The organism is Kitasatospora sp. NPDC002543, assembly GCF_053594915.1.
In genome coordinates this window covers 85044-97145 of record NZ_JBSFWR010000011.1, presented here as the reverse complement: position 1 = coordinate 97145, position 12102 = coordinate 85044, and the positions used below count along the sequence as shown (strand labels likewise).

12 protein-coding genes are annotated in these 12102 nt (G+C 73.9%); 8 read left to right on the top strand and 4 right to left on the bottom strand.

What is annotated here, in order from left to right; translation table 11 throughout:
• Positions 1-233 precede the first annotated feature (233 nt).
• From ACWD4P_RS07910 to ACWD4P_RS07900, 3 genes are all read right to left on the bottom strand, one after another.
• A complete protein-coding gene (locus ACWD4P_RS07910; protein ID WP_359820318.1) occupies positions 234-1505 on the bottom strand; it encodes an MFS transporter in 1272 nt (423 codons plus the stop codon).
• Positions 1506-1693: 188 nt separating this feature from the next.
• A complete protein-coding gene (locus ACWD4P_RS07905; protein WP_449778957.1) occupies positions 1694-1861 on the bottom strand; it encodes a hypothetical protein in 168 nt (55 codons plus the stop codon).
• Between the two features lie 167 nt (positions 1862-2028).
• Positions 2029-2487, bottom strand: a complete 459-nt coding sequence (locus tag ACWD4P_RS07900) for a PaaI family thioesterase (RefSeq protein ID WP_449778956.1) — start codon at positions 2485-2487, stop codon at positions 2029-2031.
• 399 nt (positions 2488-2886) lie between these two features.
• Between ACWD4P_RS07900 and ACWD4P_RS07895 the strand changes: the two genes are divergently transcribed.
• The 8 genes from ACWD4P_RS07895 (at position 2887) to ACWD4P_RS07860 (ending at position 10703) form a co-directional block, all read left to right on the top strand.
• The gene (locus ACWD4P_RS07895) at positions 2887-3606 is read left to right on the top strand and encodes a Phenylacetic acid catabolic protein (RefSeq protein ID WP_359820325.1); all 720 of its coding nucleotides are present in this window, start codon (positions 2887-2889) and stop codon (positions 3604-3606) included.
• Between the two features lie 48 nt (positions 3607-3654).
• Positions 3655-4761, top strand: coding sequence for a radical SAM protein (locus tag ACWD4P_RS07890; protein ID WP_359820328.1), 1107 nt, complete (start codon positions 3655-3657; stop codon positions 4759-4761).
• A gap of 88 nt (positions 4762-4849) precedes the next feature.
• Positions 4850-5104, top strand: coding sequence for an acyl carrier protein (locus ACWD4P_RS07885; RefSeq protein ID WP_188301678.1), 255 nt, complete (start codon positions 4850-4852; stop codon positions 5102-5104).
• Between the two features lie 32 nt (positions 5105-5136).
• A complete protein-coding gene (locus ACWD4P_RS07880) occupies positions 5137-6360 on the top strand; it encodes a beta-ketoacyl-[acyl-carrier-protein] synthase family protein (protein WP_449778955.1) in 1224 nt (407 codons plus the stop codon).
• Positions 6360-7172: an enoyl-ACP reductase FabI gene (gene fabI / locus ACWD4P_RS07875; RefSeq protein ID WP_449778954.1), complete on the top strand. Its 813-nt coding sequence runs from the start codon at positions 6360-6362 to the stop codon at positions 7170-7172. The genes ACWD4P_RS07880 and fabI overlap by 1 nt, the downstream gene beginning before the upstream one ends.
• A complete protein-coding gene (locus tag ACWD4P_RS07870) occupies positions 7169-8128 on the top strand; it encodes a beta-ketoacyl-ACP synthase 3 (protein ID WP_359820335.1) in 960 nt (319 codons plus the stop codon). The genes fabI and ACWD4P_RS07870 overlap by 4 nt, the downstream gene beginning before the upstream one ends.
• Positions 8125-9090, top strand: coding sequence for an alpha/beta hydrolase family protein (locus tag ACWD4P_RS07865; protein WP_449778953.1), 966 nt, complete (start codon positions 8125-8127; stop codon positions 9088-9090). Before ACWD4P_RS07870 ends, ACWD4P_RS07865 begins: the two co-directional genes overlap by 4 nt.
• Before the next feature lie 38 nt (positions 9091-9128).
• On the top strand, positions 9129-10703 hold the full coding sequence (locus tag ACWD4P_RS07860) for a long-chain-fatty-acid--CoA ligase (protein ID WP_449778952.1): 1575 nt from the start codon (positions 9129-9131) through the stop codon (positions 10701-10703).
• A 50-nt stretch (positions 10704-10753) separates the two neighbouring features.
• Here ACWD4P_RS07860 and ACWD4P_RS07855 read toward each other — a convergent pair whose 3' ends face one another.
• Positions 10754-11842, bottom strand: coding sequence for a branched-chain amino acid aminotransferase (locus ACWD4P_RS07855; protein WP_359820342.1), 1089 nt, complete (start codon positions 11840-11842; stop codon positions 10754-10756).
• Positions 11843-12102 lie beyond the last annotated feature (260 nt).

Genomic DNA, 12102 nt, shown 5'->3' with positions numbered 1-12102 from the left:
GGGCGCGGGTGTGGGCCGCCCCGGGGCAGGGAGGGGAGCGGAGACGGGTGGCGTGGAACGGTGGGCGGCGGCGCGGGGGCGCCGCGGTGCGGTGCGGGCCGTGCGGACGGGCGCGGGGCGCCGGGTGTGCGGACGTACGGCGTGGTGGTGCGTACGTGGTGGTGGTGCGGACGGCGTGGCGGTGCGGACGGCGCGGGGGCGCCGGGGTTCGGGGAGGAGCCCGGGCGGGCCGCTCAGCGGCGGCGGGCGCGGGCGACCATCACGAGGAAGCCGAGCGCCAGCACGATGGGGACGGAGTGCGAGACGCCGACCACGGTCAGCGGGCTGAGCAGTGCCAGCAGGGAGCCGCTCAGCAGCATCCCGGTGCCCATGCCGATGTTCTCGGCGGAGGCGAGGATGCCGAAGGCCTCGCCGCGCCGCTCGTCGGCGAGGGCCTGGATCCGGGTGGTGTAGGAGATCTCGGTGAAGCCGTCGCCGAGGCCGGCGCCGATCGCGGCCAGCAGGAAGAGCGGGGTCGGGAGGTCGGTGAAGATCAGGATGAAGCAGGCGGACATCAGGCAGGTGCCCAGCGCGAAGCCGCGCTCGCCGGGCTCGATGCCGCGCCGCAGCATGAACCGTGAGACCAGCTGCTGGGCGCCGAGGTTGCCGATCGCCCAGGTGGCCCAGAAGGTGCCGAGCAGGGTGGCCGGGTTGCCGGGGGAGGACTGGTTGGCGAAGACCGGCAGGCTGATGTTGTGGGCGGCGGAGCCGAAGGCGTCCAGCAGCCGGATGCCCGCCATGGCGCCCACCACGGGGGCGGCCCGCAGGACGATCAGTGCCTGCCAGCGGGGGCCGCGCCGCCGGGGTTCGGCGGCGGCCGGGTCCGGTTCGGCCGCCGGCTCGGTGGGCTCGGCGGGCCGGGCGGCGCGGGTGGGCAGGGGCAGCCGGACCACCAGGGCCCCGAAGAGGACGAAGCTGGTCGCGTCGATGAGCAGGGCGGCCCGGAAACCCGCCCAGGCCACCACCACGCCCGCGGAGGCGAAGCCGAGCACCATCGCGGTGGACCGGCAGCTCGCCATCACGCTGTTGGCCCGGGCCCGGCGTTCGGGACCGACCATCTCCGGGATGCTGGTGCGCAGGGCGACGGCGGCCACCGCGGCGGCTCCGCCGAGGACCAGGGCGAGCGGGTAGAGGACGGGGATGCGCATCGAGGCCGGGACGAGGGCGACGACGACCAGCGCCAGCGCCTGGGCCAGGGCGCAGCCCGTCATCAGCCGCCGTCGTTCGAGCCGGGCGACCAGCCGCCCGGCGACCAGGCCGCCGATGACGCCGCCGCCCAGTCGCAGGACCAGGTACCCGGCCGTGCCGAGGGCGTTGCCGGCGGCCTCGTAGGCGAACAGGCTGAGGGCGATCAGGTCGAGCTGGCTCCCGTACGTGTTCAGGGCATCGCCTGCGGCCAGCCGGTAGAAGACCCGGGGCAGCTTGTTCGCGGGCTGGTGCGGTGCTTCGAGTGCGGTGTCCGGCACCGTATCCCCCCAGGGCACGCCAAATGGCGCTTCAGTGTGACATTGCACCGCAATTTAGAGGGGAACGGGCTCTGGATCAATACTTAGATCATTCCATGTCCAAAAGATCGCAAGGTCGGCCGACTTACTGTCATCTTTCGCGCCACCCTGGCCAGTTGTTGGCGTACGGACGGGAGGGGGGGGGCGGGTCAGCCGCGGCCGAACAGCCTGCGGAACCAGCCCTTGCGGGTGCGCCCCCGGGCGGCGCAGTCGCACCGGGCGGACGCGGGCACCCCGGCCAGGACCTGCTCCACGTGCATCCCGCACCCGGCGAAGGTCGGCTTCCCGCAGGTGCGGCAGGCGACTCGTCGGCACATGTCGTTCTCCGTTCTCCGGGCCTCCCGGGAGTGGAGACCGTCCCGCCAATATACCCCACCCCGTATTCAGGATGTCGGATTCGTCCCGCTGCCGGGGGTGGGGCGGCGGCCGGGCGAATCGGGCGGGGCGGGTCCGGGAAGGGGGCGGGAGGGGAGCGGGTGGGCGGTCAGGCCGTCGCGGGGCGGGCCGGCGGGATCGCGTAGGTCAGCGTGGCGCTGGCCACCAGGACGTCGTCGGCGTCCAGCAGTTCGGCCAGTACCACGCACAGCCGCCGCCCGAACTTGGCCGTCCGGGCGTGCACCCGCAGCGCCCCGGGGCGCGGCCGGTTCAGGAAGTTGATCTGCAGCGAGCTGGTCAGCGCCATCAGGGTGGGGCCGAGCCGGGCGTTGATCAGCAGGAACGCGGCCAGGTCGCACAGGCCGGCCTGCTCCGGGCCCGAGACGGTGCCGCCCGGGCGGACGCGCAGGCGGTCGCCGTCCACCGCCAGCACCAGGGTGCGGGCGTCCACCGCGGTGACCCGGCAGGCGGCGTAGTCGGGGAACTGGTCGGCGATCAGGGCATTGAGCTGATCGGGGCCCAGGAGGACGTCGACGGTGGCGACCGCCGTGTTCGAGTCGGTGGTCATGGGGCTCAGCGTAACCGTCGGACCGGTGGTGCGCCCGGGGCGTTCCAGGCCCGCTTCCGGCCAGCTTCGTTCCCCGTGGTCAGCGGCCAAGATCGGTTACGCGCACGGGAATTCGGCATGTCATGGCGGTGCCGTCCGAGGCGGAACCGGGCGCTCCGGCGGGTCCGGGTGGCCGAATCCGGTCGGCACCGTTCGCTAGGGACCTTGTTCGGCCCAAAATGCAGCACCTACGCTCCGAGCAACTGCAGCGGAGCCGGTGTGGAGCTCCGCCGGCCGCTGGGGGGCGGCGTCATTTTCCTTGCGGTCGTCATCGAGGGCCCCGGTGGAAGCGGGCCCCCGGCCGCTCACACCCGCCATGTCCTGCTTCAGATTCCTGCTTCGGAAACGGGGTGTTGTGCCATGGGTATTTCCATTCTGGACGACGAGGCGGTGGTGGTCCGCACTCCCGACGAGTTCCTGGCGATGCCGGAGGAGTACCGGGAGATCGCCATCCGCGGGATGGTCGTCAACACCGAGGGGGAGCTCTCCGGCGGCGACGACTACGTGCAGGTCTTCCTGCCGCTGGCCCCCGACGCGGAGGAACGGCAGGTCTGCGCCGAGCGCGCCGCCGAGGAGTACGACCACTACAAGATCGGCAAGCGGGTCCTCGGCGAGATCGGCGTGGACACCACGTACATGGAGAACCAGACGCTCGCCGAGCGCAACCTGTTCCGCGCCCAGGAGTTCCACAACTGCACCACCTGGGCCGAGCGCGGCATCTTCTCCTACATCGGGGAGGAGACGGCCATGGTGATGATCTCCGAGTTCGCCCAGAGCAGCTACCGGCCCTGGGCCGACGCGGTGCGCACGATCATCCTCGACGAGAAGGTGCACATCGCCCACGGCGCCCGGGTGTGCCGCAACCTCGCCGCCACCGACGACGGCCGCGAGCAGCTCCAGCAGGCCCTGGACCGGCTGTGGCCGACCTTCATCCGGATCTTCGGCAGCCCGCGCTCCGAGCGCGCCAAGCTCGCCGTCCGCTTCGGCCTGCGCCAGACCACCAACGGCGAGGCCTGCGACCTGTGGCGCGAGAAGGTCACCCCGCGCATCAAGAACCTGGGTCTGCGCCTCCCGGAGTAGCAGGAGCTGTAGCACGCCGATCCCGCGACTCCCGAGGAGCCCACCGCCATGGCAACACCCGTCACCATCGAACAGCGCCCGCTGAGCCGACGCGAGGCCAAGGCGCGCACCGCCGAACTCATCGCCGACCGGCCCGACCTGGCCGAACGGCTGCACCGGCTGCGCCGGCTGGGGCGCGAGGTGCGCTCCTGCGAGGTCCACCTCACCAACACCTGCAACATCCGCTGCAAGGGCTGCTGGTACTTCGAGGGCGGCTTCGACACGGCCGTCAAGGAGCTGTCCGACCTGGACCGCATCCGGGCCTTCGCCCGCAAGCTCGCCGACGACGGCGTCAACCAGGCCACCCTGATCGGCGGCGAGCCCACCCTCGTCCCGCGCCGGGTCGAGGCCTTCGTCGAACAGCTGCCGTACATCACCATCTCCACCAACGGCCTGCGCCCGATGCCCAAGCAGGGCTTCGAGAAGATCGCCATCGCGGTCAGCATCTTCGGCGGCGGCCCGCTCGACGACGACCTGCGCGCGATCCGGGTCAACGGCTCCAAGTTCAGCGGCCTGTTCGACACCGCGCTCTCGCACTACCGCGACGACCAGCGGGTGCTGTTCATCTACGCGCTCTCCGAGGCCGGGGTCGAGCACATCGAGCCCACCGTGCGGAAGATCGCCGAGAACGGCAACATCGTCACCTTCAACTTCTACAGCGAGCACGGCACCGAGACCCCGCTGAAGATCGCCAACGAGCAGCGGGTGCTGGACGAGGCGCAGCGGGTCAAGGACCTGTACCCGCACGCGGTGGTGAGCCACCCGTACTTCATCGAGACCCTGGTGACCGGCCGCACGCACTGGGGCGGCCGGTTCGGCTACGACGTCTGCCCCAGCCTCAGCGTCGACGCCCCCGAGCACGAGGACCGCGTCGCCAACGGCAACCCGGTCATCCCCGGGTTCAACGTCTGGGGCGCCGACTACGAGTCGCTGCAGTTCTGCTGCACCTCCGGCGACTGCGGCGGCTGCCGGGACAGCCAGGCCGTCTACAGCTGGCTGGTGGTCAGCGCCAACCGCTTCCTGGACGACGCGGCCCGGCTGGAGCAGTGGCTGGACATCGCCGAGAGCTACTGGCGGCAGTGGCACTGGGCCCCGTACCACTCCACCAAGGCCTGAGCCCGCGGCCGCAGCGCCGCACCGTGCCGGACCGCCGTCACGTCCCACCCCGCACCACCACCGCCGCCCCGCGCGGACGAGGAGAGCCATGCCCGACACACTGGACCGCACCGCCATCGAGAACTTCGTCGTCGACGCCCTCGTCGACCTCGGCGTCGAACGCGAGGGCATCGTCGACGACGCCGCCCTGGACGAGCTGGAGATCGACTCGCTCGACATGGTCGAGCTCAGCCAGTCCATCCGCAAGCAGCTGGGCATCCCGGTGAAGCCCAAGGACTTCGACCAGCTGTACACCGTCGGCGAGGTCCTCGCCCTGTGCCGCCGCAAGGCCGGGCTGGAGTGAGGCCCAGGGCCGTCGTCACGGGCCTGGGCGCGGTGACCCCACTGGGCGTGGGCGCCGACGAGCTGCACCGGCGGGCGGTGGCCGGCGAGAGCGGGCTCTGCGACGGGCTCGGACTGTGCCGGGACTTCCGGCCCGCCGACCACCTGTCGCGCCAGCAGATCCGCCGCACCGACCGCTTCACCCAGCTCGCGCTCGTGGCCGCCGCCGAGGCCCTGGCCCAGGCGGGATGGACGGACGGCCCGCCGCCCTACCCCGCCGAGCGGATCGCCTGCGTGGTGGGCTGCGCGCTCGGCGGGACGGCGAGCTTCGAGAGCCAGGCCGAGGTGCTCCGGGAGCAGGGCGGGGAGTTCGTCTCCCCGCTCATGGTGCCCGCCATGATGGCCAACGCCGCGGCCTCGCAGATCGCCCAGCGGTACGGCTTCCGGGGCGAGGCGCTCTGCCTCGCCTCGGCCTGCAGCAGCGCGACCCAGGCGATCGGCACCGCCCTGCTGCTGCTCGCCGCCGGCGCCGCCGACGCGGTGCTGGTCGGCGGCGCCGAGGCCTCCACCTCCGAGCTGGTGCGGGCCGCGTTCCGGACCGCCGGGGCGCTGTCCGAGAGCGGCCGGTCGGTGCCCTTCGACCGCGACCGGGACGGCCTGCTGATCGGCGAGGGCGCCGGGATCCTGCTGCTGGAGACCGAAGCCGGCGCCGCCGCCCGGGGCGCCACCGTGCTCGGCGAGGTGCTCGGCTACGGCGCCACCTGCGACGCCCACCACCTCACCGCCCCGGACCCGACCGGCGAGCCCGCGGCCCGCGCCGTCACCCTGGCGCTCGGCGCGGCCGGGATCACCCCCGGGCAGCTCGGCTACCTCAACGCGCACGGCACCGGGACCGTCCTCAACGACCGCTCGGAGTGCGACGCGCTGCGGCTGGCGCTCGGCCCGGCCCTGGAGGACGTCCCGCTCTCCTCCACCAAGTCCTGCACCGGCCACCTCTTCGGCGCGGCCGGCGCGGTCGAGGCCATCGCCACCCTGCAGGCGCTGCGCCACGCCACCGCCCCGCCCACCGTCGGACTGCGCGAGCCGGACGAGAAGCTCGGTCCGCTCAACCTGGTCCGCCGCGCCACCCCGCTCGGCCCCGCCACCCTGCCCGGCGGCCGCCGGGCGGGCCTCTCCACCTCCTTCGGGTTCGGCGGGCACAACGCGGCCCTGGTGCTGGCGGCGGCCGGCGCCCCGGGGACGTCCGGTACGACCTGCGTGAAGAAAGGCCAGGAGTGATGCTCGGCTTCCACGGACGCCGCTATCTGATCACCGGGGTGCTCAACCAGGACTCCATCGCCTGGCACACCGCCAGGGCGCTCCAGGAGGCGGGCGCCGAGGTCCTGCTCACCGGCTTCGGCCGGGCCCGGCGGATCACCGAGAAGGCGGCGGGCGTCCTGCCCCGCCCCACCGAGGTGCTGGAGCTGGACGTCACCCGGCCCGAGGACCTCGCCCGGCTGGCGAAGGAACTGGAGCAGCGCTGGGGCGGGGTCGACGGCGTGCTGCACGCCGTCGCCGCCGCCCGGCAGACGGCGCTCAGCGGCAACTTCCTCACCACCCCGCCGGAGGACGCCGGCCTCGCGCTGCGCACCGCCGCCGTCTCCCTGCACTCGCTGACCACCGCGCTCGCCCCGCTGCTCGCCGCGGACGGGCGGCGCGGCAGCGTCGTCGGACTGGACTTCGACGCGAGCGGCGCCTGGGCCGGCTACGACTGGATGGGCGTGAGCAAGGCGGCGCTCGGCGCGGTCTGCCGCTACCTGGCGATGTACCTCGGCCCGTCCGGCGTCCGGGTCAACCTGGTGGCGGCCGGCCCGGTGGAGACCGTCGCCGGGCAGGCCATCAGCACCTTCGACCGGATCGCCGACCGCTGGCAGGCCGAGGCGCCGCTCGGCTGGGACCGCACCGACCCCGCCCTGGTGATCGGCCCGGTGCTGTTCCTGCTCTCCGACCTCGCCGCCACCGTCAGCGGGGAGATCCTGCACGCCGACGGCGGGATGCACGCCGTCCGGATGGGCACCGGCCCGGCCTTCGCCGAAGGAGGCACGGCATGACGCCCGCGATCGTGGGGGTGGGCGCCGCCCTGCCCGAACGCGTCGTCCCCAACGCGTACTTCGAGCGGATCGGCGCCTCCCCGGAGTGGATCGTCAAGCGCACCGGCATCGAGGAACGCCGCTTCCTGGCGCCGGACGGCCGGCTCGCCGACCTCGTGGTGGCCGCCGCCGAGCAGGCGCTGCGCGGCTCCGGCCGCAGCGCCGCGAGCATCCGGCACGTCGTGGTCGCCACCATCACCCCCGACCGGGTCACCCCCGGGGTGTCGGTGGAGGTCGCCGCCCGGCTCGGCATGCCGCAGGCCACCGCCTTCGACCTGCACGCGGCCTGCGCCGGGTTCGTCTACGGCCTGGACCACGCCGCCGCGCTGATCGAGACCGGCCGGGCCGACGCGGTGCTGGTCTGCGGCGCCGACGCGCTGACCCGGATCACCGACCACGAGGACCGCGGCACCGCGGTGCTGCTGGCCGACGGCGCCGGCGCCGCGGTGGTCGCCGACGTGCCCGGCGCGCCCGAGCCGTGCTTCTCGCTCGGCAGCGACGGCGAGCAGATCCCGCTGCTCTACGCCGACCGGGAGGACCGCAAGCTGCGGATGGACGGCCGGGAGGTGTTCGACCACGCGGTGGAGAAGATGTCCGCCGCCACCCGGGAGGTGCTCACCCGGCGCGGCCTGACCTGCGAGGACCTCGACCTGTTCGTCGCCCACCAGGCCAACGCCCGGATCGTGCGCGCGGTCGGCAAGGAGGTGGGGCTGCCCCCGGAGCGGCTCTACCTGAACGTGCACCGGGTCGCCAACACCTCGGCGGCCTCGATCCCGCTGGGCCTGACCCACGCCCGCGAGGAGGGCCTGCTGGACGGCCCGAAGCTGCTCGGCCTCGCCGCGTTCGGCGCCGGCATCACCTGGGGCGCAGGGGTGATCGGCTGGCGGCCGGGTGCTGGTGGGGAGGCCGGGACGTGAGGACCCCCCGGTTCCCCGTGATCGCCGAGATCGCCGCGCCGGACGGCGCCCGGCTCACCGTGCGGGCGCTGGCCCGGGCGGAGCCGACCGCCCCGGTGGTGGTCGTCCTCCCGGCGATGGGGACGGCCGCCCGGCACTACACCCCGCTGGTCCGCGCCCTGCACGCGGCCGGGTTGAGCGTGGCCACCTGCGACCTGCGCGGCCACGGCGAGAGCCGGCCGGTGCCCCGGCACGGGGTCGACTTCGGCTTCCGCGAGCTGGTGGAACACGACTTCGGCGCGGTGCTCGAGGCGGTGGCCGGGGCGTTCCCGGGCGCGCCGCGCCTGCTGCTCGGGCACAGCCTGGGCGGGCAACTGGGCCTGGTGCACTGCGGGGTGTACCGGCCCGGGCTCGCCGGCGCGGTGCTGGTGGCCAGCGGGTCCGCCTGGTACCGGACCTTCGGCATGCCGGCGGGCCTGCGCCGGCTGGCGCTGAGCCAGTTCTCGATCGTCGCCTCGGCGGTGCTCGGGTACTGGCCCGGTGAGCGGTTCGGCTTCGGCGGCCGGGAGTCGGCCCGGCTGATGCGGGACTGGGCGCGGCAGATGCGCACCGGCCGCTACCGGGTGCGCGGCGCCGTCACCGACTACGAGGGGGCGCTGGCCCGGGTCGACCTGCCGGTGCTGGCGGTGGACGTGCAGGGCGACGAGCTCGCCCCGCCGCGGGCCGTCGACCACCTGTGCGCCAAGCTGCCCCCGGGCCGGGCGGAGCGCTGGAGCTACCGCGCCGCGCAGGCGGACGGCCGCCCGCTGGACCACTTCCGCTGGATCCGGCACAACCGCGGGCTGGTGGAGCGGATCGCCCCGTGGATGCTCGCCGCGGCTTCGGCTTCGGCCGCGGGTGCGGCTGCGGCTTCGGCCGCGGGTGCGGGTGCGGGGTCCGAGGACGGCGCCGCGTCACAGAGCGGCATCCGTCCGACCGTATGAGGACCAGACCGAGTCCCGCCGCCCCGAGGAGCATCCGCATGCCCGTCGTCCCCGACCCGTCCGCCGTGAGCGCCGCCGCGCCGTCCACCGGCGACCCGTCCGCCGGAGCGGACCTCCCGTACGGCATCCCCGACCTGCTCTCCGCGACTGCCGCCCGCTGCCCGGACCACCCCGTGCTGCGGCTCGACGACGAGGTGCTGGACTTCGCCGAGCTGGAGGCGCGCAGCGCCCGGGCCGCGCACTGGCTGGCCGCCCTCGGCGTCGCGCCCGGCGACCGGGTCGCCGTCCTGCTGCCCAACGTGCCGGAGTTCGCGGTGCTCTACTACGGCATCCTGCGGGCCGGGGCGGTGGTCGTCCCGATGAACCCGCTGCTGAAGGCCCGGGAGATCGAGCACTGCCTCGGCGACGCCGGGGCCGCCGTGCTGCTCGCCTGGCACACGGGCGCCGAGCAGGCGGTCGAGGGCGTGCGGCAGACCGGTACCCGGCTGGTCGCCGTCGAGCCCGCCGCCCTCGCCGCGGCGCTCGCCGAGCAGCCGTCCGGCCCGCCGGAGGCAGCCGGACGCGGGGGAGAGGACACCGCGGTCATCCTCTACACCTCCGGCACCACCGGGGCGCCGAAGGGCGCCGAGCTGACCCACCGCAACATCGTGTGCAACGTCCGGGCCGGCGTCCGGGTGCTCGGGATGGTCGAGGGGGACGTGATCTTCGGCGGGCTGCCGCTGTTCCACTCCTTCGGCCAGGTGATCGGCCTCAACTGCGCGGTGGCGGTCGGGGCGTGCATGACGCTGGTACCGCGCTTCGACCCGCTCGCCGCGCTCTCGGTGATCCAGCGCGACCGGGTGAGCGTCTTCCTCGGCGTCCCCACCATGTACACCCTGATGCTGACCCACCCGCGGCGCGCCGAGTACGACGCCTCCTCGCTGCGGGTGTGCCTGGGCGGCGGCGCGTCGATGCCGCCCGAGGTGCTGCGCGGCTTCGAGAGCGACTTCGACTGCGTGGTGCTGGAGGGCTACGGGCTGTCCGAGTCCTCGCCGCTGGCCTGCGCCAACCGCAGCGACCGGGAACGGATCGCGGGCACCGTCGGCATCCCGATCGAGGGGGTGCGGATGCGGATCGTCGACGACGCCGGCCGGGAAGTGCCGGACGGCACGGTCGGCGAGGTGGTGATCCGGGGCCACAACGTGATGAAGGGCTACTGGCGCCGGCCGGACACCACCGCGCAGACCGTCCGGGACGGCTGGCTGCACACCGGGGACCTCGGCACCCGCGACGGGCGCGGCGACTTCCGGATCGTCGACCGGCGCAAGGACCTGATCATCCGCGGCGGCTTCAACGTCTACCCGAGGGAGGTGGAGGACGTGCTCTACGAGCACCCGGCGGTCGCCGAGGCGACGGTGATCGGCGTCCCCCACCCCACCCACGGCCAGGAGGTGGCCGCCGCCGTGGTCCTGCGCGAGGGCGCGTCGGCGACGCCGGAGGACATCCGCGCCTTCGTCAAGGAGCGGGTCGCCCCGTACAAGTACCCGCGGCTGGTCTGGACGGTCGACGCGCTGCCCAAGGGGCCGACCGGGAAGATCCTCAAGCGCGAGGTCGTGGTGCCCGAGCGGGGCTGAGCGCGCGGGGCTGAGCGCGCGGGGCGGCCCGGTCGGGCCGCCCCGGCCGGTCAGACCACCCGGCGCATCCAGCCGTGGACGTCCTCGGCGCGTCCGTACTGGATGTCCAGCACGTGCTCGCGGATCGCGATGGTCTGCTTGCCCGGCGTGCCGTTGCCGACGGTGAACTCGTAGCCCTCGCCCTTGAATCCGACGATCGGGGTGATCACCGCGGCCGTCCCGGCGGCGAACACCTCGGTGACCGTGCCGTCGGCGGCGCCGGAACGCAGCTCGGAGAGGGTGATCGAGCGCTCCACCGGGGTCAGCCCGAACTCGCCCGCCAGGGCCAGGATCGAGTCCCTGGTCACCCCGTCGAGGATGTTGCCGAGGCCCGGGGTGACCAGCTCGCCGGCCGAGGTGACCAGGCACAGGTTCATCGTGCCGGACTCCTCCAGGTCGCCCTCGCCGCCCGTGTCGTCCAGGAACAGCACCTGGTCGCAGCCGTTCTTGCGGGACTCGAGCTGCGCGGCCAGGCTGGAGGCGTAGTTGCCGCCGCACTTGGCGGCGCCGGTGCCGCCCCGGCCGGCGCGGGTGTAGTTGCTGCTGACCCAGAGCGTGATGCCGGTGACCCCGCCGGGGAAGTACGGACCGGCCGGGCTGGCGATGACCGAGTAGGCGATCTCCTCGGCGGGCCGGACGCCCAGGAAGGCCTCCGAGGCGAACATGAACGGCCGCAGGTAGAGGCTCTTCTCGTCGGCGGAGTCCGGCACCCACGCCTCGTCGGCGCGGACGAGCTCCTCGACGCTGGTGAGGAAGTCCTCCTCCGGCAGCACCGGCAGGGCGAGCCGCTCGGCGGAGCGGGCGAAGCGGCGGGCGTTCATCTCCGGGCGGAACAGCCAGACGCTGCCGTCGGCGCGGCGGTAGGCCTTCAGGCCCTCGAAGATCTCCTGGGCGTAGTGCAGCACGGCGGCGCTGGGGTGCAACGAGTACGGCACCAGCGCGGAGACCTTGCGGTCGTGCCAGCCCTCGGCGGGCGTCCAGGTGGCCGAGGCCATGTGGTCGGTGAAGAACTTGCCGAACCCCGGTGCCGCGAGGATGGTGCGCCGCTCCTCCTCGGCCACGGGGTCGGTCGTCCGGGACAGAGGGAAAGCGCGACTCATCGTCAACTCCTCGACACTGCTCTGGAATCTGTGCGAACCGGCGCCGGTGGTCGGCGTCATACCCGTCATGCTAACGGTCGTCAGCCGGACGTGATACGGCTCGGCCCGGTCGAACCCGGAACCGCCGGTTCCCCGCGGACGGCGGCTCCGGCCCGTCGCGGTCCACTCGCCGACGGTGCGACCTGCGGCGGAGCCCCGCCCGACAGCGGCCCCGCGGGCCGGGCGGGAAAGATCTCGACACCCGGTCGAACGAGTGATCA